This window comes from Rhizobium etli CFN 42, from assembly GCF_000092045.1.
Lineage (GTDB): Bacteria > Pseudomonadota > Alphaproteobacteria > Rhizobiales > Rhizobiaceae > Rhizobium > Rhizobium etli.
Genome location: NC_007761.1, coordinates 3,676,737 through 3,702,614 on the forward strand (window position 1 = coordinate 3,676,737; position 25,878 = coordinate 3,702,614).

At 62.1% G+C, this 25,878-nt stretch carries 28 protein-coding genes and 1 other RNA gene; 20 read left to right on the forward strand and 9 right to left on the reverse strand.

Annotated features, from left to right (window positions below):
* Positions 1-106: 106 nt before the first annotated feature.
* Complete coding sequence (locus RHE_RS17830; protein WP_011426712.1) at positions 107-589, reverse strand: SRPBCC domain-containing protein; 483 nt, start codon at positions 587-589, stop codon at positions 107-109.
* 55 nt (positions 590-644) lie between these two features.
* Here RHE_RS17830 and RHE_RS17835 point away from each other — a divergent pair, with 55 nt between their 5' ends.
* From RHE_RS17835 to RHE_RS17845, 3 genes are all read left to right on the forward strand, one after another.
* Positions 645-980, forward strand: coding sequence for an ArsR/SmtB family transcription factor (locus RHE_RS17835; protein WP_011426713.1), 336 nt, complete (start codon positions 645-647; stop codon positions 978-980).
* Between the two features lie 77 nt (positions 981-1,057).
* A complete protein-coding gene (locus RHE_RS17840) occupies positions 1,058-1,594 on the forward strand; it encodes a helix-turn-helix domain-containing protein (RefSeq protein ID WP_011426714.1) in 537 nt (178 codons plus the stop codon).
* Positions 1,595-1,692: 98 nt separating this feature from the next.
* Complete coding sequence (locus RHE_RS17845; protein WP_011426715.1) at positions 1,693-2,676, forward strand: NAD-dependent epimerase/dehydratase family protein; 984 nt, start codon at positions 1,693-1,695, stop codon at positions 2,674-2,676.
* 154 nt (positions 2,677-2,830) lie between these two features.
* Here the strand turns inward: RHE_RS17845 and ssrS are convergent.
* The 3 genes from ssrS to RHE_RS17860 all read right to left on the reverse strand — a co-directional run bounded on the left by ssrS (position 2,831) and on the right by RHE_RS17860 (position 3,728).
* Positions 2,831-2,989, reverse strand: a non-coding RNA gene (ssrS, locus tag RHE_RS31255) — 6S RNA.
* 69 nt (positions 2,990-3,058) lie between these two features.
* Entirely contained in the window at positions 3,059-3,436 is a 378-nt protein-coding gene (locus tag RHE_RS17855) for a cell division protein ZapA (RefSeq protein ID WP_011426716.1), read from the reverse strand.
* Positions 3,437-3,452: 16 nt separating this feature from the next.
* Positions 3,453-3,728, reverse strand: coding sequence for a DUF4164 domain-containing protein (locus RHE_RS17860; RefSeq protein ID WP_011426717.1), 276 nt, complete (start codon positions 3,726-3,728; stop codon positions 3,453-3,455).
* Positions 3,729-4,061: 333 nt separating this feature from the next.
* Here RHE_RS17860 and tkt point away from each other — a divergent pair, with 333 nt between their 5' ends.
* The 8 genes from tkt (at position 4,062) to RHE_RS17900 (ending at position 14,039) form a co-directional block, all read left to right on the forward strand.
* Positions 4,062-6,035 (forward strand): transketolase, encoded by a 1,974-nt coding sequence (gene tkt / locus RHE_RS17865; RefSeq protein WP_042118992.1) that lies wholly within the window; start codon positions 4,062-4,064, stop codon positions 6,033-6,035.
* An 81-nt stretch (positions 6,036-6,116) separates the two neighbouring features.
* Positions 6,117-7,127, forward strand: a complete 1,011-nt coding sequence (gap, locus tag RHE_RS17870) for a type I glyceraldehyde-3-phosphate dehydrogenase (RefSeq protein ID WP_011426719.1) — start codon at positions 6,117-6,119, stop codon at positions 7,125-7,127.
* A gap of 139 nt (positions 7,128-7,266) precedes the next feature.
* On the forward strand, positions 7,267-7,581 hold the full coding sequence (locus RHE_RS17875; protein ID WP_011426720.1) for a hypothetical protein: 315 nt from the start codon (positions 7,267-7,269) through the stop codon (positions 7,579-7,581).
* A 164-nt stretch (positions 7,582-7,745) separates the two neighbouring features.
* Entirely contained in the window at positions 7,746-7,925 is a 180-nt protein-coding gene (locus RHE_RS34385) for a hypothetical protein (RefSeq protein WP_041678751.1), read from the forward strand.
* Positions 7,926-8,305: 380 nt separating this feature from the next.
* The gene (locus RHE_RS17885) at positions 8,306-10,180 is read left to right on the forward strand and encodes a potassium/proton antiporter (protein ID WP_011426721.1); all 1,875 of its coding nucleotides are present in this window, start codon (positions 8,306-8,308) and stop codon (positions 10,178-10,180) included.
* 70 nt (positions 10,181-10,250) lie between these two features.
* Positions 10,251-11,453, forward strand: coding sequence for a phosphoglycerate kinase (locus RHE_RS17890; RefSeq protein ID WP_187331697.1), 1,203 nt, complete (start codon positions 10,251-10,253; stop codon positions 11,451-11,453).
* 287 nt (positions 11,454-11,740) lie between these two features.
* Entirely contained in the window at positions 11,741-12,763 is a 1,023-nt protein-coding gene (locus RHE_RS17895) for a class I fructose-bisphosphate aldolase (RefSeq protein ID WP_011426723.1), read from the forward strand.
* A gap of 352 nt (positions 12,764-13,115) precedes the next feature.
* Positions 13,116-14,039 (forward strand): PhzF family phenazine biosynthesis protein, encoded by a 924-nt coding sequence (locus tag RHE_RS17900; protein ID WP_011426724.1) that lies wholly within the window; start codon positions 13,116-13,118, stop codon positions 14,037-14,039.
* Positions 14,040-14,068: 29 nt separating this feature from the next.
* On the opposite strand, the gene RHE_RS33270 is transcribed toward RHE_RS17900, so the two are convergent.
* On the reverse strand, positions 14,069-14,233 hold the full coding sequence (locus tag RHE_RS33270; RefSeq protein ID WP_011426725.1) for a hypothetical protein: 165 nt from the start codon (positions 14,231-14,233) through the stop codon (positions 14,069-14,071).
* On the opposite strand from RHE_RS33270, the gene RHE_RS35105 reads away from it, so the two are divergent.
* From RHE_RS35105 to rcdA, 4 genes are all read left to right on the forward strand, one after another.
* A complete protein-coding gene (locus tag RHE_RS35105; protein ID WP_157700418.1) occupies positions 14,227-14,409 on the forward strand; it encodes a hypothetical protein in 183 nt (60 codons plus the stop codon). The two genes, RHE_RS33270 and RHE_RS35105, sit on opposite strands and share 7 nt — an antisense overlap.
* Positions 14,406-15,686 (forward strand): MFS transporter, encoded by a 1,281-nt coding sequence (locus RHE_RS17905; RefSeq protein ID WP_011426726.1) that lies wholly within the window; start codon positions 14,406-14,408, stop codon positions 15,684-15,686. Before RHE_RS35105 ends, RHE_RS17905 begins: the two co-directional genes overlap by 4 nt.
* A 155-nt stretch (positions 15,687-15,841) precedes the next feature.
* Entirely contained in the window at positions 15,842-16,033 is a 192-nt protein-coding gene (locus tag RHE_RS17910) for a DUF1192 domain-containing protein (RefSeq protein WP_011426727.1), read from the forward strand.
* 391 nt (positions 16,034-16,424) lie between these two features.
* Entirely contained in the window at positions 16,425-16,940 is a 516-nt protein-coding gene (rcdA, locus tag RHE_RS17915) for a protease adaptor protein RcdA (protein WP_004679442.1), read from the forward strand.
* Positions 16,941-17,078: 138 nt separating this feature from the next.
* Here rcdA and rpmE read toward each other — a convergent pair whose 3' ends face one another.
* Positions 17,079-17,300, reverse strand: coding sequence for a 50S ribosomal protein L31 (gene rpmE / locus RHE_RS17920; protein ID WP_003566413.1), 222 nt, complete (start codon positions 17,298-17,300; stop codon positions 17,079-17,081).
* A gap of 192 nt (positions 17,301-17,492) precedes the next feature.
* Between rpmE and RHE_RS17925 the strand changes: the two genes are divergently transcribed.
* From RHE_RS17925 to RHE_RS17945, 5 genes are all read left to right on the forward strand, one after another.
* Positions 17,493-19,295: an ABC transporter transmembrane domain-containing protein gene (locus RHE_RS17925; RefSeq protein WP_042118995.1), complete on the forward strand. Its 1,803-nt coding sequence runs from the start codon at positions 17,493-17,495 to the stop codon at positions 19,293-19,295.
* Positions 19,296-19,438: 143 nt separating this feature from the next.
* A complete protein-coding gene (locus tag RHE_RS17930) occupies positions 19,439-20,431 on the forward strand; it encodes a Bug family tripartite tricarboxylate transporter substrate binding protein (RefSeq protein WP_011426729.1) in 993 nt (330 codons plus the stop codon).
* Between the two features lie 161 nt (positions 20,432-20,592).
* Entirely contained in the window at positions 20,593-20,781 is a 189-nt protein-coding gene (locus RHE_RS17935) for a YegP family protein (protein WP_011426730.1), read from the forward strand.
* A gap of 269 nt (positions 20,782-21,050) precedes the next feature.
* Positions 21,051-21,389, forward strand: coding sequence for a YciI family protein (locus RHE_RS17940; protein ID WP_011426731.1), 339 nt, complete (start codon positions 21,051-21,053; stop codon positions 21,387-21,389).
* Positions 21,390-21,396: 7 nt separating this feature from the next.
* Positions 21,397-22,647: an RNA polymerase sigma factor gene (locus tag RHE_RS17945; RefSeq protein ID WP_011426732.1), complete on the forward strand. Its 1,251-nt coding sequence runs from the start codon at positions 21,397-21,399 to the stop codon at positions 22,645-22,647.
* On the opposite strand, the gene RHE_RS17950 is transcribed toward RHE_RS17945, so the two are convergent.
* The 3 genes from RHE_RS17950 to RHE_RS17960 all read right to left on the reverse strand — a co-directional run bounded on the left by RHE_RS17950 (position 22,648) and on the right by RHE_RS17960 (position 25,699).
* Positions 22,648-23,679 (reverse strand): peptidoglycan -binding protein, encoded by a 1,032-nt coding sequence (locus RHE_RS17950; protein WP_011426733.1) that lies wholly within the window; start codon positions 23,677-23,679, stop codon positions 22,648-22,650.
* 3 nt (positions 23,680-23,682) lie between these two features.
* A complete protein-coding gene (locus RHE_RS17955; RefSeq protein ID WP_011426734.1) occupies positions 23,683-24,786 on the reverse strand; it encodes a MotA/TolQ/ExbB proton channel family protein in 1,104 nt (367 codons plus the stop codon).
* Between the two features lie 112 nt (positions 24,787-24,898).
* Entirely contained in the window at positions 24,899-25,699 is an 801-nt protein-coding gene (locus RHE_RS17960; RefSeq protein ID WP_011426735.1) for an inositol monophosphatase family protein, read from the reverse strand.
* Positions 25,700-25,878: the final 179 nt, after the last annotated feature.

The following is a 25,878-nucleotide window of genomic DNA, read 5'->3' on the forward strand; positions in this document are numbered from 1 at the left end:
CCTGGAAACCGAGATGAAGTATCGACTCCGGAAACTAGCACCCGCAGTGTGACAGGCAAGCAAAGTCTGGCGATGGGCCGCCGATCTCCTTCGAGGGCAGGCCTCGTCAGATATCCGGGGCGCTGGCCGGCTCGCCCTTCATCTCGCTGAGATACATGCCCTCGCGCAAGTTGATCCCGTATTCGACGAAAGCCTTCATGCTGCAAAGCATCTGCGTCCAGCCTTCGCAGTTGAGATAGGTGCCGCGCCGGCCGGCCTCGTCCTCGCGCCAGCCGTTCTCGGCAATCGTCACCAGCGTGCCGCCATCCTCCAGCGGCTTGAAATTCATTTCCACTAGCGTCTTATACCTTGTCTTGTCCTCAGCAGTGCCGCCGTCCCAGCGAAGCACGATGCGGCTTTCCGGCACAAGCTCGACAACCTCGACCGGCGCATCCTTCCACCAGGTTACTGTCGTGCCTTGAACGAGCGGCGCGCTCGCCCCGCCGATCGTGGTGAAATAGCTGCTGAGCTTCTTCGGATTGACGACGGCGTCGAATACTTCGGCAACGGGGCGGCCGATACGGCCGGAAACGCGGATTCCGAGAGACATGGTACTTCTCCTCTTCTCCATTGTGTCCGATATCATTATGTTATAAAAATATAACATGTCAAGCAAATCAACCGACGACCCTGTCTTCAAGGCGCTGGCGCATCATCGCCGCCGCGAGATTCTCGATCTGCTCAAGGACGCGCCCCGCACCACGGGCGCGCTCTGCGAGATGTTTCCCGGGATGGACCGCTGCACGGTGATGCAGCATCTGAAGGTGCTGGAGGAAGCGGATCTGATCGTCGCCAGAAAGGAGGGCCGCGAACGCTGGAACCACTTGAACAGCCTGCCGATCAAGCACATCTACGACCGCTGGATCAGCGCCTATGCAGGTCATGCCCTGTCGATCCTCGATCGGCTGAGAAGCGATCTCGAGGGCCAGCCGGAACAATGATGCGGCGCGAGGATCGGCTTGCCTTCCGGCCCGCCGAACTCCTATCCTGGCAAAAGAAGCGCGGGAGCTCAGGACAGATGACGATATCAGGAGCCGGCATACGCCGCATGCGGTTGTTGCGCAGCATGAAGCAGCAGCACCTCGCGGAGCTCCTCGGCCTCAACCAGGCGACCGTTTCGCGCTGGGAGCGCGGCCAGCTTGCTCCCTCGCCCGACCAAGCCGTCAAGCTGGAACGGATTTTCGCCTCGCCGCAATATGCTGCGGCCGATGCGGCTTTAAAGCGGCTGGTCGAGGATTCCGTCCGGCCTGTGCATCTGATCTGCGATAGCACCCATCAGCTTATGTCTGCTTCCCGACCGCGGCAGGCGGAATGGCGCGCACCGCTCGGCGCCTTTCTCGGCCGCTCTCTTTTTTCCTACGCCTCCGCCGAAATCGCTGCCGCCGAGCAGTCTCTGGAGGAGTGCGGCTGGCATGAGGGCAGGCTCCTGACGTTGACCTTCGATACCGGCGCCAACGGCAATGTGCGCCTGCCGATTGCCCCCGGCCGCGTCACCTGGGAGCGGATCAGGCTTTCCGACGGCAGCGCCGGCCGCCTCGTCACCACAATCCGCTGAGCCTTCAGCTTTCCTGCATGCCCATGCATAATTTATGCGTTGTGCCAAGATACCGGTCTTTATAGCGTCCACCGCCGACATGGTCAGGAGACGATGCGATGACGATACTGGTGACGGGAAGCGCCGGCCATCTCGGCGAGGCGCTGATGCGCAGCTTGAGAGCTCAGAGCCGGTGGGCGCGCGGCATTGACATCAAGCCATCGGCTTTTACCGATATGGTCGGCTCCATCGGTGACCGCGGCTTCATCCGGCAGGCGATGTCGGGCATCAGCCACGTCATCCATGCCGCCACGCTGCACAAGCCGCATGTGGCGACCCATGGCAATCGCGATTTCCTTGACACCAATGTCGGCGGCACGCTGAACCTGCTCGAAGAGGCGATCGCGGCGGGTGTTGCGAGCTTCGTCTTCACCAGCACCACCAGCGCTTTCGGCGCGGCATTGACGCCGGCCATCGGCGAACCCGCGGCGTGGGTCACCGAGGACGTGCTTCCTGTCCCGAAGAATATCTACGGCGTGACAAAGCTCGCTGCCGAAGGAATGTCGGAACTGTTCGCCCGCAAATCCCGCCTGCCTGTTGTCATCCTCAGGACGTCGCGCTTCTTTCCCGAAAGCGATGACGATCCGGACATTCGCAACGGCTATTCGGCGGAAAACGCGCAGGCCAACGAGTTGCTTCATCGCCGCGTCGACGTCAGCGACGTGGTCGGCGCGCATTTGCTGGCGCTCGAAAAGGCGCCGGCGATCGGCTTCGGCCGCTATATCGTCTCGGCCACGACGCCTTTTCTGCCGGGTGATCTCGCCGAGCTCAGACGTGATGCGCCTGCTGTCGTCGAGCGGCTGTTTCCAGCTGCGAACGCCCTTTACGCCGAACGCGGCTGGAAGATGTTCCCGACGCTCGATCGCGTCTATGTCAACGAACGCGCAAGACGCGAACTTGGCTGGCAGCCGCGTTATGACTTCCGCTTTGTGCTCGATCGCCTGCGCGAGCGTCGCGAATGGCGAAGCCCGTTGGCGCTCGATGTCGGCTCCAAGGGCTACCACGAGGAGGTGTTCGCCGAAGGACCCTATCCGGTCGATTAGGACAATGAGCTGGTTGTAGGCTCTCATCCAGTTATCACGATCCGATCCTGGACGGTTGACCGGAATAGGGGAACAGATTGTGGGCGGGCAGACGCCGGACGCACAAGTCGCGTTCGCCCGGCAGAGGGCTTCTTCTCAACGATGAACGAAAAAGGTGCGATCCACGACGACCGATGGATGTTTACGATCCTGGGCGCCTACAAACGTAGGTGGGCACCGTGTGTCCAGGCCCACGAGCCCAGACAGGGACAGCTCCCTTTGGATCGAGTATGGCCCCAGGGATTGTGGTTCCTGTCGAGAGGCGCAGACCGCATCGCGATATATAAGGTCGTTTGCATCGACGCGCCAGTGGCGACGACAGCCCGTTTTTATTTAATTGACATCAATTGAGTTCGGGAGCGGCCCGGCCATTCAGCTTGTCGGTGATGCCGCGAATGCGGCTCGAAACCTCGCCGAGCGCCGCCGCCAGCGTTTCCTCGGTGCGGGCGGTCGCGGCAAGCACGGTGTCGCGGTTGCCGCGCAGCGACTCGAGCTCGGACTCCAGCCCCGCGATGCGGCGCGTCAGCTCGGCAATCTCGTCCATGATCATGATGCCGGCCATGACGGTGATCCTGAGATCGCCGATCTCGCCGAACTGGCCCTTGAGATGGCCGACATAGCGGTCGAAACGGGTGGCGAGATCAGTCAGATGATCCTCCTGCCCTTCTTCACAGGCCATGCGATAGGCTTTGCCGTCGATCGTTACCGTCACCTGCGCCATATCAAATTCTCTCTCATCAGCGATCCAGAACCGCGCGGATCGTCTCCATGGCCGTCACCAGCCGCCGCGATACCTCACGATTGACCTCTTCCAGCCGGTTGGCGCGAAATTCGGCCTGGTCGAGCTCCTGGGCCAGACGGGAGCGGTCGGCATGCACACGTCGCACCTCGCCCTCGATCTCACCCTGCTCTCGCTGTCGCTCAATGCGCATGTCGACGGCGTTTTCGAGGCTCGAAATCGCTTGTCTCAATTCGTCGAGCGCTGCTTCCATGGTTTTGCCTGTGGGCATCATGCCTTTCCGATTCCCGTGCAGGACCTGCGAATCGGCCACATCTGCCGATCTTGTGATTTCAAGAGGATATGCAGCTCGCCAACGGCCCGTCAATAAATCCCGTCACCCGGCAGCCTGCCTATCTGTGGATGAACGTGTTGGACAGGCCCGCCGCGCCGGTTTGGTCTTTTGTAAAGTCACACGATCAAATGTCAAAAAATTGCCGCAAGCCGCTGGGATTTGGCCCGCCATTGATTGACTCGCCAGCCCCAACTGCTATGTGTCAGCCGCTTTCACCCGATGGTCTTGGAGGCTCGAGGCCATCCCCCGACACCCGGAGCTTGCAGAAAAGCTATGACCTCTCTCCAACAAAACGACCGGATGGCGAACGCGATCCGTTTCCTCGCCATGGACGCCGTTGAAAAGGCGAATTCCGGCCACCCTGGTATGCCGATGGGCATGGCTGACGTGGCGACGGTCCTGTTCACCAAATATCTGCGCTTCGACCCCAAGAAGCCGCATTGGCCGAACCGCGACCGCTTCGTGCTGTCGGCCGGCCATGGCTCGATGCTGCTCTATTCGCTGCTGTATCTGACGGGTTATCCCGACATGACGATCGAGGACCTCAAGCAGTTCCGTCAGGTCGGCTCCAAGACCGCCGGACACCCTGAATACGGCCACGCAACCGGCATCGAGACCACCACCGGCCCCCTCGGTCAGGGCATCGCCAATGCCGTCGGCATGGCGATCGCGGAACGCAAGCTGCGCGACGAATTCGGCGCGGACCTCCAGGACCACTACACCTATGTGATCAATGGCGACGGCTGCCTGATGGAGGGCATCAGCCATGAAGCCATCGCCCTTGCCGGCCACCTTAAGCTCAACAAGCTGATCCTCTTCTGGGACAACAACTCGATCACCATCGACGGCGCCGTTTCGCTGTCGGACTCGACCGATCAGATCGCCCGCTTCAAGGCCGTTCACTGGAACACGATTGAGATCGATGGCCACGATCAGGCCGCCATCGCCGATGCAATCGAGGCCGCCCACAAGTCTGATCGCCCGACCTTCATCGCCTGCAAGACGGTGATCGGCTTCGGCGCCCCGAACAAGGCCGGCAGCCACAAGGTTCACGGCAGCCCGCTCGGCGCCGACGAGATCGCCGCCACCCGTAGGGCGCTGAACTGGGATTACGAGCCCTTCGTCGTTCCCTCGGACGTTCTCGATGCATGGCGCGCAGCCGGCACCCGTTCCGACAATCTCGTCAAGGCATGGGAAGAAACTCTGTCCAGATCGCCGGCCAGAGCGGAATTCTCCCGCCGTATGGCAGGCGACCTGCCGGAAGGTTTCGATGCCGCGATCAGCGCATATAAGAAGAAGCTGGCCGAGACCAGGCCGACGGTCGCAACCCGCAAGGCATCCGAAGACGCGCTGGAGATCATCAACGGCTTCGTGCCGGAGACGCTTGGCGGTTCCGCCGACCTGACGCCGTCGAACAACACCAAGACCAGCCAGATGCACTCGATCACGCCGACGGATTTCGCCGGCCGTTACGTGCACTGGGGCATCCGCGAGCACGGCATGGCGTCAGCCATGAACGGCATTGCGCTGCATGGCGGCCTCATTCCCTATAGCGGCGGCTTCCTGATTTTCTCGGATTACTGCCGCCCGCCGATCCGCCTCGCTGCACTGATGGGCATCCGCGTCATCCACGTTCTGACGCATGACTCGATTGGCGTCGGAGAAGACGGCCCGACGCACCAGCCCGTCGAACAGCTCGCCGGCTTGCGCGCCATCCCCAACCTGCTGGTCTTCCGTCCGGCCGACGCCACGGAAACGGCGGAATGCTGGCAAATCGCCATCAAGACTCACAACCGTCCGTCGGGCCTTGCCCTGACGCGTCAGAACCTCAGCCCGGCCCGCACCGAATACAGCGAAAAGAACCTCTGCGAACAGGGCGCCTATACGCTCGCCGGTAATGCCGACGCCAAGGTGACGATCTTCGCTTCCGGCTCGGAAGTCGAAATCGCCGTGGCCGCTCGCGCCGCTCTTGAAGCCAAGGGGGTTTCGGTCCGCGTCGTCTCGGTGCCCTGCACCGAACTGTTCTTCGAACAGCCGGAAGCCTATCGCAAGCAAGTGCTCGGCAACTCCCCGGTCAAGATCGCCGTCGAAGCCGCCGTCCGCGAGGGCTGGGACGCCTTCATCGGACCGGAAGGCACTTTCATCGGCATGAAGAGCTTCGGCGCTTCCGGTCCGGTGAAGGACGTTTACAAGCATTTCGGCATCACCGCCGACGCCGTCGTTGCGGCTGCCGAAGCAAAGCTTTAAAGAGGGCGCCTTGAGGCGCTCTCCATCTCCTCAATTCCAGGCCCTCTCTATCGGGCCCTATTCTATCGGGAGTGAATGAACATGACAGTCAAGGTTGCCATCAATGGTTTCGGCCGCATCGGCCGTAACGTCCTGCGCGCTATCGTCGAATCCGGCCGCACCGACATCGAGGTCGTCGCCATCAACGACCTCGGCCCGGTCGAGACCAATGCCCATCTCCTGCGTTACGACTCGATCCACGGCAAGTTCCCGGCCGAAGTGAAGGTCGAAGGTGACACGATCATCGTTGGCGGCGGCAAGCCGATTAAGGTTACCGCGATCAAGGATCCGGCAACGCTGCCGCACCGCGAGCTCGGCGTTGACATCGCCATGGAATGCACCGGCATCTTCACCGCCCGCGACAAGGCCGCCGCCCACCTGACGGCCGGCGCCAAGCGCGTCATCGTCTCGGCTCCCGCCGATGGCGCAGATCTCACCGTCGTCTACGGCGTCAACCATGACCAGCTCACCAAGGAGCATACGGTCATCTCCAACGCCTCCTGCACCACCAACTGCCTGGTGCCCGTTGTCAAGGTTCTCGACGACGCCGTCGGCATCGACCACGGCTTCATGACGACCATCCACTCCTACACCGGCGACCAGCCGACGCTCGACACGATGCACAAGGACCTGTATCGCGCCCGCGCAGCCGCCCTCTCGATGATCCCGACCTCGACGGGCGCAGCCAAGGCCGTCGGCCTCGTCCTGCCGCATCTCAAGGGCAAGCTCGACGGCACCTCGATCCGCGTTCCCACCCCGAACGTTTCGGTCGTCGACTTCAAATTCGTCTCCAAGAAGGCCACCACGGTCGGCGAAATCAACGAAGCCATCAAGGCTGCCTCCAACGGCAAGCTGAAGGGCATCCTCGGCTACACCGACGAGCCGCTCGTCTCCCGCGACTTCAACCACGACAGCCACTCCTCGATCTTCGCGACCGATCAGACCAAGGTCATGGAAGGCAACTTCGTGCGCGTCCTGTCCTGGTATGACAACGAATGGGGCTTCTCCAGCCGCATGTCCGACACGGCCGTCGCCCTCGCCAAGCTCATCTGAGGGCCTGACGACTGAATATTCGCAAGCGGCCCGGGAAACCGGGCCGTTTTGCTATGATTACTGCGCCAAATCGATTGCGAAACCTGATACGGTGCACCAAGCCCGAACGGCATCACCGCCGGGGGATAGAGAGAGATCGATGGATTACTTTACCGTTGAGATCGCCGGCCGCGCCGTTGCCAGCTTTCGCTCCAAAAACCATGAGGAAGCGACGCATTTCTTCGAGGCGGAAGATTTTCGCGACGACCTGACCATCCTGGAATCCGAAGGCAAGCCCCTGTGGGACCGCAAGGCGACGCTCAGCCTGCGCAAGGCGACCGCCGAGGAAGCCAGCGAAGTCGAGCACGCCTATGAATTCGACGACGATCCGCAAAGGACCATCGACGACGAATTCGTCGTTTTCCTGGTTCCGGTCGAGGATCTGACCGACGACGGCGAAGACACCGAAGATTGACAGTCGATCCGCATCGTCTCCCGCTTTGAAAGCCGCTTCGAAGCGACGAGTTCCGTGTGGCCGCAAGGATGAAATCGCGGTTGGCAATCCGCCAGCCAAACGTGATAGATTGGGAAATGCATAGCGCTGCACAAAGGCTGAAATGATCGTAGCGGAGGCGATAAATGGCAGGGCCGCAGAAACGCTTGTCCCATACCACCCTTAAGCGGCGGCAACGGTTTCATCCCAAGCGGGACGTCCGACCCGCCGTGCTGGCAAAGGCTGATCGTCTGGTGATCCGGGTAGCCGCGGCAATCGGCGTTTCGTTTCTCGCCGTCATCATACTTCAGGCAGTGCTGGGATAGCGCCGATCCGCCGCTGCAATCCCCTCTTCCCGTCGTTGCCAGGATGAACGGCCCGCGTGAACGAAGGAGCGTGCCTTATCCTGTCGCGGTTGCAGATCCCGGCAGGAAAAATCCATCTTCCTGCCTTTCGCCCTGCTCTTGCCTGATTTTCCTATACATTCCTTGTAGAGAGTTTCTCCCGTAGCATTTCCGTGTCGGGCGTCGTCCCGGCGGCCGCTCAGCAGCATGATGCAGCACGAGGCGAGGTTAAGCCGCAAGGCCTACCCTTCTGTGCCGTTTTGCCGTTTAGTGATGGACCGACGCGGGCGGTGGAGGGTTGAAACAAATGGATCGGCCGGAGGGTGGCATATCCGCGAAGCAGTCGGTGGAAAGGGGCGGGCATGGAAGCGTTCTATATCGTGGTGCTGGTTGCGACGGCGCTCGTGCTTATGGCCGCTTTTTCCAGCCTGCTCGCCTTCCGCTTCGGCGCGCCGCTGCTGCTGCTCTTCCTGATGATCGGCCTTGCCGCCGGCGTCGATGGCCTCGGAATCGAGTTCAGCAACAACTATCTCGCCTATATCCTGGGCTCCATCGCGCTCGCCGTCATCCTGTTCGATTCCGGCTTCGGCACGCCGATGCAGGCTTTCCGGCTCGCGGCAGTGCCTTCTTTGACGCTCGCCTCGGTCGGCGTTCTGATCACCGCCTCGCTCTTTGCCGTCGCTGCCATGTGGCTATTGAACTTCACCTGGCTCGAAGGCCTGCTGCTCGGTTCGATCGTCGCATCGACGGATGCCGCCGCCGTCTTCTTCCTGCTGCGCATCGGCGGCATCAACATCCGCGACAAGGTGCGCTCGACGCTCGAGGTCGAATCCGGCACCAATGATCCGATGGCGATCTTCCTCACCATCGCCCTCGTCGAAGTCCTGGCGAGTGGGGAGCGTTATGCCGGCATCAACATCGGCATGCTCGCCATGTTCATCCAGCAGATGGGGCTTGGCGTCATCCTCGGCCTGCTCGGCGGCATGATGATCGTGTTGATCGTCAGCAAGCTTGACACCGACCGCGGCCTGACGCCGATCTTCGTGCTGGCTCTCGCCCTTCTCGTCTTCTCCTTCACCGGCGCGGTCGGTGGCAGTGGTTTCCTTGCCGTTTACGTCGCCGGCATCTACGCCGGAAATCGCAAGATGCAGGCGATCGGCACCATCAAGCGATTCCAGGACGGCATGACCTGGCTGGCGCAGATCATCATGTTCCTGGTGCTCGGCCTGCTCGCCACGCCGTCGCAATTTCCCGTCATCATCGTGCCGGCCATCCTGCTCGCCCTCTTCCTGATCTTCGTCGCACGGCCGCTGGCGGTCTGGCTGTCGCTGCTTCCCTTCGATTACACCCAGCAGGAGATCGGTTTCGTCGCCTGGGTCGGCCTACGCGGCGCCGTCTCCATTCTGCTCGCCATCATGCCGATCCTCGGCCGGCTGGAAAACGGCCAGATCTTTTTCAACACTGCCTTCATCATCGTGCTGGTCTCGCTGCTCATCCAGGGCTGGACGATCAAGCCGGTCGCCAAGAAGCTCGGCCTGATCATTCCCCCACGCATCGGCGCCGTCGATAAGGTCGAGGTCGACCTTCCGGGTGCCGCCAACCACGAACTGCTCTCCTACCGCGTGATCAAGGATAGTCCGGTGCTGCGCGGTGAGCGCATCCCGCGCTGGGCAACCCCTTCGCTCGTCATCCGCGACGGCAAGTCGATGCGCTACCAATATGCCGGACGGCTGCGCGAAAATGATCTCGTCTATCTCTTCATCGTGCCGAGCTATTCCCGCCTGCTCGACCGGCTCTTCGCCAGCCGCGCCCCTGTCGACGAGGACGATGCCGAATTCTTCGGGGCCTTCGCGCTCTCGCCTGCCCGCCCCGCCGCCGATCTCGATGCAGCTTACGGTCCCGGCCTGCTCAACGAATCCGAAAAAGGCCTGACGATCGCCGAACTGATGCGCCAGCGCCTCGGCGGCAAGGCCGATTATGCCGATCGCGTCCGTCTCGGCTCGATCATCCTCATCGTCCGTGATCTCGACGAGCACGACCACGTCACCTCGGTCGGCATGTCGCTCGAAGCGGTCGAACCGGCCACGACGCTGCCGATCTTCATCAATCTCAAGGACATTATCCAGCGCATCCGCGACAGGTTGAACGGACGTCGCAACCGCGAAGCGGCGGCCTCCGAAACCATGCCGAAAGCATCGGCCGGAGGCGACGAAGCCAGACGCGAAAACGGCCGTTGAACGCCTTGCGTCTCGAATGATCCTTGCTATGGTCGGCGCGACTTCCGCCAACCAAGACTGGATCTTCCCCATGCCTTCTTTCAAGACCCTCGACGATCTTTCCGACATCAGCGGCAAGCGCGTTCTCGTCCGCGTCGACCTCAACGTTCCGGTCAAGGACGGCAAGGTCACCGATACGACACGCATCGAGCGCGTGGCACCGACGATCCTCGAACTCTCCGATAAGGGGGCCAAGGTGATCCTGCTTGCCCATTTCGGCCGGCCGAAGGACGGCCCGTCGCCGGATCTGTCGCTGTCGCTGATCGCCCCTTCCGTCGAGGAAGTGCTTGATCATGCCGTGCTGACCGCCTCCGACTGCATCGGCGAGGCCGCCACCGCCGCCGTCGCCGGGATGAATAACGGCGATATCCTGCTGCTGGAGAACACCCGCTTCCACAAGGGCGAGGAAAAGAACGATCCCGATTTCACCAAGGCGCTGGCCGCCAATGGCGATATTTACGTCAACGACGCCTTCTCCGCCGCCCACCGCGCCCATGCTTCGACCGAAGGCCTGGCCCACCACCTGCCGGCCTATGCCGGCCGTACCATGCAGGCCGAGCTGGAAGCACTGGAAAAGGGCCTCGGCGCGCCGGCCCGCCCGGTGGTCGCCATTGTCGGCGGCGCCAAGGTCTCGACCAAGATCGACCTCCTGATGAACCTGGTGAAGAAGGTCGACGCGCTGGTCATCGGCGGCGGCATGGCCAATACCTTTATCGCCGCCCGGGGCACCAATGTCGGCAAGTCGCTCTGCGAGCATGATCTTGCTGAAACCGCCAAGCAGATCATGATCGAGGCCGCGACATCAGGCTGCGCCATCATACTGCCGGAAGACGGCGTCGTTGCGCGCGAATTCAGAGCCGGTGCCGCCAACGAGACGGTTGATATTAACGCCATTCCCGCCGATGCCATGGTGCTCGACGTTGGGCCGAAATCGGTCGAGGCTATCAACGCCTGGATCGAGCGCGCCGCAACGCTCGTCTGGAACGGTCCGCTCGGCGCCTTCGAAATTGAGCCCTTCGATACCGCAACGGTCGCGGCCGCGAAATACGCCGCTGAGCGCACTGCAGCCGGAAAGCTCACCTCTGTTGCCGGCGGCGGCGACACCGTCTCGGCGCTCAACCATGCCGGCGTTGCCGACGATTTCACCTATGTCTCGACCGCCGGCGGCGCCTTCCTGGAATGGATGGAAGGCAAGGAACTTCCCGGCGTCGCCGTCCTCAACGCCGCCAGATAAGACCGAGCGCCTTGGCGCGAAAAAAAGCATTCGGCGTCGCACCTTGCAACGGGCGGGTGCGGCGCCGCAAAGGCAATTTAGCAGGCTTTACATGTGGATAGACCGCGCTGGCGAGAAGCCTTCCGCGGTCTTTTGCCCAGGGGTCGAAAAAAATCCCATCCTTTCAAACGATTGAATTGATTTCAATCGTTTCAATGACTTAGCCTTCCATTTTCCTCACTATAAACTTCTGTTATCGCCGTCCTATATTCTTAAACCGACGATGTTTAACGCTGTGGAGAGATCGAATGAGCGAACGACTGGAAGACATTGCAGTGCAGATGGTTGCGGGCGGCCGGGGACTGCTTGCGGCTGACGAATCGACCTCCACCATCAAGAAGCGTTTCGACACGATCAATCTCGAATCGACCGAAACCAGCCGTCGCGACTACCGCGAGATGCTCTTCCGCTCCGACGAGGCGATGAAGAAATATATCTCCGGCGTCATCCTGTTCGAAGAGACGCTTTATCAGAAGGCCGCCGACGGTACGCCTTTCGTCGATATCATCCGCGCTGCCGGTTCCATTCCAGGCATCAAGGTCGATACCGGCGCCAAGCCGATGGCCAAATTCCCGGGCGAAACCATTACCGAAGGCCTCGACGGCCTCGGCGAACGCCTGGCCAAATATTATGAGGCCGGCGCCCGATTCGCCAAATGGCGCGGCGTCATTGCCATCTCGTCGTCGCTGCCGACCCGCGGTTCGGTCCGTGCCAACGCTCAGGCGCTCGCCCGCTATGCGGCTCTCTGCCAGGAAGCCAAGATCGTACCGATCGTCGAGCCGGAATGCCTGATGGACGGCAAGCCGGGCGACCATAACATCGACCGCTGCGCCGAAGTGACCGAATCCACGCTTCAAATCGTTTTCGAGGAACTGGCCGAAGCCCGCGTCAGCCTCGAAGGCATGATCCTGAAGCCGAACATGGTCATCGACGGCAAGAACGCCCGCAAGGCTTCCGTCGCCGAAGTCGCCGAGCGCACCGTCCAGGTGCTGAAGCGCACGGTTCCGTCGGCCGTTCCCGGCATCGCCTTCCTCTCCGGCGGTCAAACCACCGAAGAAGCGACCGCGCATCTTTCCGCCATCAATGGTTTTGACCTGCCCTGGCTCGTCACCTTCTCCTATGGACGCGCCCTGCAGGACAGCGCGCTCAAGGCCTGGAATGGCAAGCCGGAGAACGTCGCGGCCGGACAGCGCGAGTTCACCCACCGCGCGGAGATGAACAGCCTTGCCGCGAAGGGTAGCTGGAAGAAGGACCTGGAACAGGCCGCCTGATTTCGGGCTTGGGATTCGGGTGGGGGCGGCAACCGCAGCGTAGTCACTCCTGCCCCTCCCTCTCTCCCTCATTCCTGTGCTCGTCACAGGAATCCAGCGCGCCCAAGTCCTTGGGCGTGATAGACTCTTCTCCTCATGTATTGATTCATTCACGGCGCAGACGCGCCGTGGCTGGATTCCTGTGACAGGCATAGCAATGAGGGAGTTCGTGGAGACGCTTTCTTCACCAACGAACCGGTGGATAAATACGGCGCGTAAGACGCTCACCCTCTCATTGTCACGGCGACAAGAAACCGCTTCATTCCCCAAAAACCATGCTTACTCATAGCGGCCCGCCACAACAGGAGCCGCCATGAACACCCTCTCCTACGTCACCGTCGACGTCTTCACCTCCACCCGTTTCGAGGGCAATCCGCTTGCCGTCATTTCCGATGCCCAGGGCTTGAGCGATGCGGCGATGCAGAAGATTGCCACCGAGTTCAACTATTCCGAAGTCACCTTCGTCCTGCCGCCGGAAGATCCGCGGAATTCGGCCCGCGTGCGCATCTTCACGCCGACGATGGAAATACCATTCGCCGGCCATCCGAATGTCGGCACCGCCTATGTTCTCGGCCAGCGGACTGAGATCTTCGGCAAGCCGGTCGGCGACAGGCTGCGCTTCGAGGAACAGGCCGGCATTGTCGAGGTCAGCCTACAGCGCAGCGGTGGACGTGTTACGGCCACTGCCATCCGCGCGCCGCAACCGCTGACGGTCGGCGATGCCATCGCCGCAGAAACCATCGCCCGCTGCGTTTCTCTCGATCCCGGCGCCGTCGCCGTGGCCACCCACGCCCCGGTCTTTGCCTCCGTCGGCCTCAACTTCGCCGTCGCAGAGTTGAACGGCATCGAAACCTTGGCCGCCGCCCGCCCGAACCTTGCCGGCTTCCAGCAAGCCGCCGGCACGCAGACGACAAGGGGTCACGATTTCTCGCTCTTCCTGTATGTCCGTTCATCCGACGATCCATGGAAGATTCGTGCCCGCATGTTCGCGCCCCTCGACAACGTGCCCGAAGATCCGGCGACCGGCAGCGCCTCGGCAGCGCTGGCCGCCTATCTCGTCACGCTTGCGCCGGAGACTGACATGAACGTTCGCGTCTCCATCGAACAGGGCGTCGAAATGGGCCGCCGCAGCATTATTGCTCTTGATGTGGCGAAATCCGGCGGCACCGTTACCGACGTCGTCATCTCGGGAAGCTGCGTTGCCGTCATGCGCGGCGAAATCATCCTGCAGGACTGACGATCACGACCGGGACTTGGATCCCGGATCTACATCAGGAAGTCGCGCGACAGCAGCGCCACTGCCCATATGCCGAAGGCGATCAGCGCGATCTTCCAGAAATCCACCCGCCGTCTGAGGCCGGGAAGCCCGAGCGGCTTGATCACCTGTATCGCCATGGCAAGGATGAGCGGCAAGGCTATCAGCTTTGTCATGCTTTATTTTTTCCGTTTTTCGGAATGCCACAGGACGGACATTTTTCCGCGCGAACAAGAGGATCACACACGCCGTAAAGGCATTCCGGGGCACAATCAATCATCTTGAGACTGGGCAGGCGCAGGTCTCGCCTTATGTCCGTTTACAATCGCTGAGACCGAGTCTGGGGAAATGAAGAGAAATCTGCTGTCCGTCGCTGCGTTGCTCTTTGGCACGCTCTTCCTTTTCATGGGCAATGGTCTGCAGGGCATCCTGCTTCCCGTGCGCGGCAATCTCGAAGGCTACGCCACGACGACGCTCGGCCTGCTTGGCACCTCGTGGGCCGGCGGCTTCGTCGTCGGCTGCCTGGTGGCGCCGAAACTGGTGCGCCGCGTCGGCCATGTCAGAGCCTTCTCCGGTTTCATCTCGATCATCGCCATCATCGCGCTGGTCAGCGGCATCATCATCGATCCGTTCTGGTGGGTGATCCTGCGCGCCGTCACCGGCTTCTCCACCGCCGGCACGTCGATGATCATCGAAAGCTGGCTGAACGAGCGCGCCAGCAACGAGAGCCGCGGTGCGATCTTCTCGCTTTATATCGGCATCACACTGCTTGGCGTCGTCGGCGGCCAGATGATGATCCCGCTGGAGGACGTGCGCACGCCGGTGCTCTTCATGATCTGCGGCATCTTCTATTGCATCGCCATGCTGCCGACGACGCTTTCGACAGCGGCGTCGCCGCAGCCGCTGAAGGCCGTGCGCCTCGACCTGCCGGCGCTCTATCGCAACTCCCCCGTCTCCTGCCTCGGCATCCTGCTCGTCGGCATCGCCAACGGCGCTTACGGCACTCTCGGCGCCGTCTTCGGCGCCGGCGCCGGCCTTTCCGATACGAGCATCGCCGTCATGATGAGCTCTACGATTTTCGCCGGCGCCATGATGCAGTTGCCGGCCGGCCGGCTTTCTGATCGTATCGATCGGCGTTACGTGCTCGCTGCCTTGTCGGCGATCGCCGCCCTCGCCGGCTTGCTGATCTTTCTGCTTCACCCGACATCCCCAGCCTTGCTGATCGGGCTCGTTGTCCTTTACGGCGCGGTGGCCAATACGCTCTATCCGATCGCGGTTGCTCACGCCAACGACTTCGCGGCATCGGAGGATTTCGTCAAGGTCTCAGGCGGCCTGCTGCTGCTCTACGGCATCGGCACAGTCATCGGCCCGACGCTCGGCGGCCCCGTCATGTCGGCAATCACCCCGCACGCGCTTTTCCTGGTCACCGCCGTCGCCCATGTGCTGATCACCGTTTATGCGATTATCAGAAGCCGCATCCGCGCCGCCGTTCCGGCCAGCGACCGCGACGCCTATACGACGATCCCGACCGGAACGTCGCCGATGCTGACACCGCAAAGCATGTCGCTGGCCGATCGCGGCACCGGCAAGTCTCCCGAAAGCGGCGATCCTGCTGTAAAGTTCGGTTAGGCCTTCCTACGAGAACCGCGCTGCGGTGTTTGCCTTGGCTCGCGAAAAACGAAAATGGGAGGCGAGGCTGGATTTGGGCCGGATCGGCCTAGATTCCGATTCCCTATCAGCCGCATTTTTCGGCATTATGTTGCCGGCAGCAAGGAGGAGAACCGATGAGCTTTATTGATGACGACCGACCGCAGAAGAAAACCGCCCACGAGATCGGCGCCGATCTCTCCATGCTTTCGGTGGATGAACTGAAGGCGCGAGTGGAATTGCTGAAAACCGAGATCGCCCGGCTCGAAGCCGAAGCTACCCGCAAGGCATCCGGGCGGCAGGCCGCTGAAAGCTTCTTCCGCTCGTGATCCGCTAAAAGCCTTCGAAACAAGACCATAGGCAGGCAAAATGAAGCCAGCCTCAAGTCTTCATTCGGCACAATGGTAATAAAATATTAAGCTTTATAAGATATTACTGTACTCATCCAGGCTTTCTCTGGATCTCAGACAGTTTTCCAAGCGGTGAATTGGTCTGATTTTTCTCCCTGTTTTACCTTGAGAGCCGCTTTTGCGGCTCTTCTTTTTGCTGCCGTCGGCATATTTCCATGAAACTGTGGAGATTAACCCTTTCTTAAGAAACGGCTTGCGCATTTGCGCTAATGATACCATCTTAAAGTCATAAAGACGGGACACGGAAACTTTTCCGTCGGCCCCGGCGTTACCTGACCATAAGTAGCTGCGTGCAACAGGGACTATTGCGATGTCGGAAGTTGGATTGAACACGATCAGTTTTGCGGGCCGCGCGGCTGCATCTTCGCAGTTCAAGGCACTCTATGCCGAAGGCATGTCGCTGGTCGAAGAGACCGCCGCCTATCTCGACGGCCAGGGCCGCGCAGCCTCCAAGGTTCTGCCGCGCATGGCGTCCGTCCTCTACGCCGCTGAATCGATGCGGCTGACCACCCGCCTGATGCAGATGGCCTCTTGGCTGCTGCTGCAGCGCGCCGTCAACAATGGCGAGATGTCCCGCGACCAGGTGCTGGCCGAGAAGAACAAGGTTCGCCTCGACGGCTTCAACGTCGATCGCGCAGCACCCGGCTGGGGCGATCTGCCGGAATCCTTCCGCGACCTCGTCGAGCGCTCCTTGCGCCTGCAGAACCGCATCGCGCTGCTGGATCGCGAAATCTATCGTCCGGCCGAAGCCGTGATCGTTCATGATAATCAGAATAGCGTCCAGGCTCAGCTTTCCCTGCTGCAGACGGCCTTCGGCAACAACTGACCGGTTCCCGAGAGAATTTTATATGAAACCGGCTGCTCCACGCGGCCGGTTTTTTGTTGCCGATGTGCCTCAGCATTCGCACAACGCAAAAAAGCCCGGCAAAGCCGAGCTCTTTCAAATTCCGTCGAGCAGAAGCGATTAGAGGCCGAGGCCGCCGAAACGCTTGTTGAACTTGGAGACGCGGCCGCCGCGGTCCATGAGCTGCTGGTTGCCGCCGGTCCAGGCCGGGTGCGACTTGGAATCGATTTCGAGATTCATTACAGCGCCTTCCGAACCCCAGGTCGAGCGGGTTTCGTATTCGGTGCCATCGGTCATGACTACCTTGATCATGTGATAGTCGGGATGGATGCCTGCCTTCATAACAATCTTCCTGCGATACCCGAGTTCAATTTGCCGCATGCAGTTGCGGCCACCGAACCGATTGAATAAATGAAGCCGCAGTCGTGATGGCTACGGCTTCCCATTAGGATGGCGTGCCTATACATGAAGGACGCCGGGATAACAAGTGCCAACAGGCCGCATTAGCGGGTCCTTGAGGCGATCGGAGACGATTTGGCAGAACAGGCACAAACTGGGGAAAACAAAAGGCGGTCGCTGCGTCCGCTTGGGCGGCTGACGCCTTATGTCATGCGCTATCGCGGCATGGTGGCCGGTGCGCTGATTTCACTGGCGCTTGCTGCCATCACCTCGCTGGCGCTGCCGCTCGCCGTGCGCCGCATGATCGACCACGGCTTCACCCAGTCCGACGGCAGCTTCATCAACAGCTACTTCGCCATGCTGATGGTCATGGCCGTCGTGCTCGCGATCGCCAGCGCGCTGCGCTATTATTTCGTCATCACCATCGGCGAGCGCATCGTCGCCGATCTTCGCCGCGACGTCTTTGCCCATGTGACGCGGCTGTCGCCCTCCTTCTTCGACGTCAACCAGTCCGGCGAAATCGTCTCGCGGCTGACCGCCGATACGACGCAGATCAAGTCCGCCGTCGGCGCCACCGCCTCTGTGGCGCTCAGGAACCTCATCCTCTGTCTCGGCGCCCTGGGCATGATGATCGTCACCTCGCCGAAGCTTTCCAGTCTCGTCATCGGTGCGATCCCGCTGATCGTCTTCCCGCTCGTCGCCTTCGGCCGCTCGGTGCGCAGGCGTTCTCGCGCCGCTCAGGATACGCTTGCCGAAGCGTCCGCCTTCGCCAACGAGACGATCGCCGCGACTCGTACGGTACAGGCGTTCAACGGCGAGGATGCCGCGGCGAGGCGATACGCCAGCGCCGTCGAGTCCGCCTACGAAGCCGCCCGCGCCGCCATCCGCTCACGCGCACTGTTGACCGGCATCGCCATCACGCTGATCTTCGGCAGCGTCGTCGCGGTCCTCTGGGTCGGCGCCCACAGTGTGCTTGCCGGCACGCTTTCGGCCGGCACGCTCGGTCAGTTCCTGCTCTATGCCGTCATTTCGGCCGGATCGCTTGGCGCACTGTCGGAGGTCTGGGGCGAACTCTCGCAGGCGGCCGGCGCCGCCGACCGCCTGACCGAGCTTCTTGACGAGGTCTCGCCGATCGCCGCCCCTGCCAGCCCCGAAGCCCTGCCCTCGCCCAGCCGCGGCCGCGTCGAATTTTCCGACGTGCATTTCGCCTATCCCTCGCGTCCAGGCAAATCGGCGCTGCATGGCTTGAACTTTGCCATCGCACCGGGCGAAACCGTCGCCATCGTCGGCCCCTCCGGCGCCGGCAAGAGCACCGTCTTTTCGCTGCTGCTGCGCTTCTACGATCCGCAGCAGGGCAGCGTGACGATCGACGGTGTCGATGCCCGGCTGACGACACCGGACGAGTTGCGCCAGCGCATTGCCATCGTGCCGCAGGACGTCACCATCTTTGCCGCTTCGATCCATGACAACATCGCCTTCGGCCGCCCCGGCGCCTCGCGTGAGGAGGTCCGCGCCGCAGCCCTTGCCGCCCAGGCCGACGAGTTCATCGCCCGGCTGGAAAGCGGCTATGAGACCGAGGTCGGCGAACGCGGCGTCACCCTCTCGGGCGGCCAGCGGCAGCGCATCGCCATTGCCCGCGCCATCCTGAAGAACGCGCCCGTACTGCTGCTCGACGAGGCGACCTCTGCCCTCGACGCCGAAAGCGAGACGCTGGTGCAGAAGGCACTCGACGGGCTGGTCGATGGCCGAACGACCCTCGTCATCGCCCATCGTCTGGCAACCGTGCTGAAAGCCGATCGGATTCTTGTTATGGACGAGGGCCGCGTCATCGAGGAAGGCACGCATCAAAGCCTGATCCGCCAGGGTGGCATCTACGCCCGGCTGGCACGGCTGCAATTCGATGCCGCCAACGAGGACGTGCTCGCCCCGGCGAAATAGCCGAGCGCGCACTTTTCCTGCAGACCGCGACGAAAGTCTGAAAATCCTGCCGCCCTCCTGCGGTTGTCTTTCGCGTCTCCCGCCCTACCCTCTTCATGCCCTGGGTAGGGGATGGCTGTTGAAATCCTTGGGAGGAGATAGGAATGGCGCTTTCCAACATGAGGCGACGTACGAGCCTTGCGCTCGGCTTCGGCGTGCTCGCGGCTCTTGTGCTCGGCGGGTCCGCCGGCGCTGCGGATTTTCCCGATCGCGCGATCACCTTGGTCGTGCCCTTCGCGGCCGGCGGCTCGACCGATGTCGTCGCCCGCATCGTCGCGCAGAAGATGTCGGAAGATCTCGGCCAGCAGGTGATCGTCCAGAACGTTGCCGGCGCCGGTGGCAATCTCGGCGCCGGCAATGTCGCCCGCGCCGAGCCCGACGGCCACACCATTCTGATGGGCACCGTCGCGACCCACGCGCTCAATCCGCTGATCCTCAAATCGACACCCTATGATCCTGAGAAGGATTTCGCGCCGGTCTCGCTGCTCGTCATCGTGCCGAACGTGCTCGTCGTCAATCCGGAACTGCCGGCAAAGACAGTGCCGGAATTGATCGCGCTGCTGAAGGCTGAACCTGAAAAATACAGCTACGCCTCATCGGGCAATGGCACGCCGCTGCATCTTTCCGGCGAACTGTTCAAGAGCATGGCCGGCGTCAGCATGCAGCACATCCCCTATAAGGGCGCCGGACCGGCGTTGAACGACGTCATCGGCAACCAAGTGCCGATCATGTTCGATAACCTCCCCTCGTCCTCCAGCCACATCAAGGCGGGCACGCTGAGGGCGCTGGCGGTGACGACCGCCGAGCGCGCGCCCTCCTTCCCCGACATTCCGACGATCGCCGAGTCGGGCATACCGGGCTACGAGACCTACACCTGGAACGCGCTTTTTGCCCCGGCCAACACGCCGAGCGAGGTAGTGGCGCGCCTCAACGCCTCGGCCAACAAGGCGCTCAAAGACCCGGCGGTTAGCGAACGCATGAAGGAATTCAGCGCCACCGTCGTCGGCTCGACGCCGGAGGAACTCGCTGCCCATGTGAAGGCCGAGCTCGCCAAATGGGGACCGGTCGTCAAGGGGGCGAACATCCAGATGGAATGACGCCGGCCGCGGCCGCCGCTCACCTTGCTTGCGTTCGACGGAAGCGGCGGCAATTGGACGCTGCGCAATTCATTTCTAATTAAGGTGGTGGAAAAACTCACCATTTTGGTCTAGCCTTCGCCATGCTGATGGTTTGGAATTCAGCGTTTTGGGAGACATCAATGTATAAATTCGAAGTCTACAAGGACAAATCAGGCGAATTCCGTTTCCGATTCAAGGCATCGAACGGCGAAACCATGTTCAGTTCCGAAGGCTACAAGGCGAAGGCGTCGGCTCTGAACGCCATCGACTCCATTAAGAAGAACTCGCCCGGCGCCGACGTCGTAGACCAGACCAAGGCCGAGGCCTGATCAAGGCGGCAGCCGCGGCTTGAACGCCGCTCTGCCTTTCCGCATCCGCGAGCAAAGCCGGCGCCTTCGAGCCCGGCCTGTTTGCTTGTGAGTTTATGCGCCATTCACCTTTTCGCATATTTTTTGAAACCCGTGTCGAAATGACTGTTGGCCGCGCCTCATTGTCTTGGAACGGCTGAGCCGCTCCGCCGGCGTCACGGCTTTCGGGATATCCTTCTCCGGCATCCGGACGCCTGGATCGAGGCCAACAATGAAATCAGGAGTTTGCCATGCAATATGCCCTCATCATTCGCGAAGCCCCCGAAGATTTCGCCCGGCGCGGTGATCCCGTCTATCGCGACGGCTGGATGGCCTACATCAAGGCGATCGGCCAGGCAGGAATCGTGATCGCCGGCGCCGGGTTGACGAGCCCTGAGACCGGCACGATCGTGCGGCGCAAGGGCGAGGATCACGACGTTCAAGACGGCCCCTATCCGGAGGTCAAGGAACAGCTCGGCGGTTTTTACCTGATCGAGGTCCCCGATATCGACACCGCACTCGAATGGGCAACGCGCGTCCCGATCTCCGATAAGGGCTCGGTCGAAGTGCGCCCGCGCCTGCAGATGTGAGGCTGCAATGCCGCCCGATGCGGGACGCGCCGCCGAACAGGTGGCGCGTCAATCCTACGGCAAGCTGATCGCCTTTCTCGCCGCCCGCTCGCGCGACGTGCCGGCAGCGGAAGACGCGTTGTCGGAAGCCCTGGCCGCGGCCCTTCGCGTCTGGCCGGAACGCGGCGTCCCCGATAATCCTGAAGCCTGGCTGATGGTCGCCGCGCGCCGCAACCTCATGCAGGCCGCCCGCCACCGCACCGTCCAGGCCAACGCACAGGCGACGATATCGCTTGCCTTCGAGGAAGCGGAGGAGCGCATGAACGAGGCCGGAAAATCCGTATTTCCCGATGAGCGGCTGAAGCTGCTTTTCGCCTGCACCCATCCCGTCATCGACAGGTCAGTGCATACGGCGCTGATGCTGCAGACGGTTCTCGGAATCGAGGCGAGAACCATCGCCCGGAGCTTCGTCGTGTCACCGGAAGCGATGAGCCAGCGGCTGGTGCGGGCCAAGGTGAAGATCCGCGAAGCCGGCGTTCCCTTCGCCGTCCCCTCCGGCGCCGCTCTATCGGGGCGCCTCGCGGCCGTCCTCTCAGCGATCTACGCCGCGTACGGTCTCGGCTGGGACGGCCTCGACGGTGAGGAGGAGCGCCATTCGCTCGCCGGCGAGGCTATCTGGCTCGGCCGCGCGCTTCTCACGGTATTGCCCGACGAACCGGAAGCGATCGGTCTCCTTTCCCTTATGCTTCATTGCGAAGCGCGCCGCAGCGCCCGGCGCGACGGCAACGGCCGATATGTACCGCTGGACGAGCAGGATACGGCGACCTGGAATGCGATCATGATTACGGAAGCGGATGTGCTGCTGCGCAAGGCCGGAAGTTTCGACCGTTTTGGTCCCTTCCAATGCCAGGCAGCGATCCAGTCCGTGCATGCGGCGCGGCGGTTTTCGGGAGCGACCGACTGGCAGGCGCTGACGACGCTCTACGCCGCACTCGTGACAATGAAGCCGACGCTCGGCGCACGTGTCGGCCAGGCAGCGGTGATCGGCAGGGCGGTGAGCGCGGCCGCCGGCCTAGAGCGAATCGACACACTCGATCCGCGTGACGTCGCGGCCTATCAGCCCTACTGGGCCGTTCGCGCCTTTCTTCTGGCGAACGCCGGCGACGATATCGCGGCGGCCGATGCCTATATGACGGCGATTGGTCTCAGCGACAGTCCCGCCGTGCGCAACTTCCTCGCCAGCCGGCTGGAGCAAGTGCGCCAAGCCTCGCCAGGCTGATCATTTCTCGGTCAGCTTCAGCTCGATACGGCGGTTGGTGGCGCGCGCATCCGGCGTATCGCCCGGCGCGATTGGCTGGAACTCTCCGAAGCCCGCGGCAACGAGCCGGTCGGCCGGCACGCCCTGGCCGATCAGGAATTTGACGACCGAAATCGCACGCTCTGAGGAGAGTTCCCAGTTGTCGCGATAGCGGCCGGTCCCGGCGAGCGGCACATTGTCGGTATGGCCGTCGACACGCAGCACCCAGTTGATCTCCGGGGGAATTTCCTTGGCGAGATCGAGAAGAGCGGCGGCGAGCTTCGCCATCTCCGTCTGCCCGTCCGGATTGAGATCGGCGCCGCCCGAGGGAAACAGCACTTCCGACTGGAAGACGAACCGGTCGCCGACGATGCGGATATTCTCGCGATCTGACAGGATTTCACGCAACCGGCCGAAGAAGTCTGAACGGTAACGGTTCAGTTCCTGCACGCGCGCCGCCAGCGCCACGTTGAGGCGGCTGCCAAGATCGGCGATCTTGGTCTGCGAGACCCGGTCCTTCTCCTCGGATGCCTGCAGCGCCGCTTCGACCGCGGCGATCTGGCTGCGGAGCGCGGCGATCTGCTGGTTCAAGAGTTCGACCTGGCTCAGCGCCCGTTCGCTCACCTGCTTCTGCTCGTCGAGCTCCTGCGTCATCGCGCCGATCCGCTTCTGGGCCGCATCCTGGCCGCCCGAACCGGCGTTCAGCAGCGCCTGAAGCCGCGAGCGGTCGCCTTCGGCCGTCGCGAGCGAAGCCTGCAAATTGGCGACCGCATCCTGGAGATCCTGGTTGCTGCCCTTTTCGAGCGCCAGAAGCTGCGTCAGCTCGTTGATCTGGCTATTGAGGCGATTGAGCACCTCGTCACGCCCGGTGATTTCGCGGCTTAGGATGAACTGCCCGACGACGAAGACCGTCAGCAGGAACATGATCGAAATGAGCAGCGTCGACAACGCATCGACGAAGCCCGGCCAGTAATCCACCGTGCGTTCGCGGCGGCGGTTGCGGGCAAGTGCCATGGCTTACTTGCCCTCGCTCTTTTCTGCATGGCTCGTGCGCTCGCGCAGGCGCTCGGCCCGCTCGCCGCCCCGCTCCTGCAGGCCGATGCGCTCGGCCAGCCGGTCGAGCGTGCGGCGCATGGCTTTCGCCTCGTCCTGCTGTGCCTCGATCCAGTCACGCAGCATCTGCTGCTCGTTGCGCATATTCTTGACCAGACCCTGAATGCCTTCGGCAAGGCTTGCCATGGCAGCGACAGAGCGCTGGTTGCCGACGCCGCCTTCTTCGGAGACTTTGCGCAGATACTCGGAGAGTGCGCGCATGTCGTCCGAGGAAGACCCGGCAACGGCGTCGAGCGCCGGCGCAAGATCGGAGCCGACATCGGTGACCGAGGAGAGCCAGTTTTCCAGCTCCGTATAGAAGCGATTCTGCGCGCGACCGGCCTGAAGGTCGAGGAAGCCGAGAATGAGCGAACCGGAGAGGCCCAGCAGCGACGACGAGAAGGCCTGCCCCATGCCGGAAAGCGGCATGGAAAGTCCCTCCTTCAACGCCGAGAGCACGTCTCCCGTGCCGTTCGAGCCGGGATCGAGCGACTGGATGACGGCGCTGATCGAACCGATCGTGCCGATGAGACCCCAGAACGTGCCGAGCAGGCCGAGGAAGACCAAGAGGCCGATCAGGTAGCGCGAAACGTCACGCGATTCGTCGAGGCGGGTGGCGATCGAATCAAGAATCGAACGCAGCGCGGTCGTCGACAGCGCCACCGAGCTCTTGCGGCTGCCGATCAGCGCCCGCATCGGCGCAAGCAGCCGCGGGTTGCGGTTGACCTTATCCGCGCTGCCGGCAGCGCGGAAGGAATTGAACCAGCGCACTTCGGGGCGAAGCGCCAGAACGTGATTAAAAACAAGAACGATTCCGACTGCGAGAACGCCGAGGATCAGGCCGTTGAGGCCCGGATTGTGCATGAAGGCGGTCTGCGTCTGCCGAAAGAGGATCGCGGCAATGAACCCGACGATGACGAGGAAAAGCAGCATCGTCCAGAGGAAGGGCATGGGGCTCGAGAGCCTGTAGGTATAACCGCCGGCCGTCTTTTCGGTGGAGCCGATCTCCGCCACATTCACATTTTCCATAGGTTCAGCAGCCTCCGAACTCATTGCTGGCGGAGACTAGAGCAACATTGTGCCGAATTGAAGTATGCCGGGGCGAAAACCGTGACTTTACAACAGCCGGTTTTTCATGCGCTCACTTGGCGGGAATCGGCCGCTTGATGACCTCGATCAGCGCCTTATGGATATGTTCATTGCCGGCGATGATCGCACCGCCCTCCAGAATGGCCGTTCCGCCATCCCAATCGGTGGCGAAGCCACCGGCTTCACGGATCAGCAGGATACCGGCCGCCATGTCCCAGGGCGCAAGCTCCGCCTCCCAGAAGCCGTCGAAACGTCCGGCGGCGACATGGGCGAGATCAAGGGTCGGCGCGCCCAGGCGGCGGATGCCGGCCACTTCGCCCATCACGTGGCGCAGTTCGATAAGGAACTTGCCGTGATTGCGCTTGCCAAGCGCGGGCACACCGCAGCCGAGGACGCAATCCGACAGCACGCGGCGCGCAGCGACGCGCAGGCGCCGGTCATTGAGGAAGGCGCCGCCGCCGCGCTCGGCGGTATAAAGTTCGTCGGTCGCCGGATTGAAGACGACGGCGGCAACGATCTCGCCATTGCGTTCGAGCGCGATCGAGACAGAGAAGGCAGGGATGCCGTGCAGGAAGTTCGTCGTGCCGTCGAGCGGGTCGACGATCCAGCGATGCGCGCCGTCGGTGCCTTTGATTTCTTCGCTTTCCTCGCCAAGAAAGCCATAGGTCGGACGCGCCTTCATCAGTTCTTCCCTGACGATCTTCTCGGCCTTGCGGTCGGCGGCGGAAACGAAATCGGCCGGTCCCTTCACTGAAACCTGCAGGTTCTGCACTTCGCCGAAATCACGCCCCAGCGATTTTCCTGCCTTGAGAGCAGCCTGAACCATGACATTGAGAAGAGCTGAACGGGCCATCGGCGCATTTCCTTGGGACTGATACGGGACGCGCGCTGCCAGGGGCGGGAAATGTCCCTGAACATGCATGACAGGCAGCGCTGCAAAGATTGGCGGCCTCAAGACCACAAAATCGCGGAAATTTCAAGAGGAAGCCTCATGGCTGCCCGCAGGCCTGAAAAGCGCCGGCCTCATTTGCC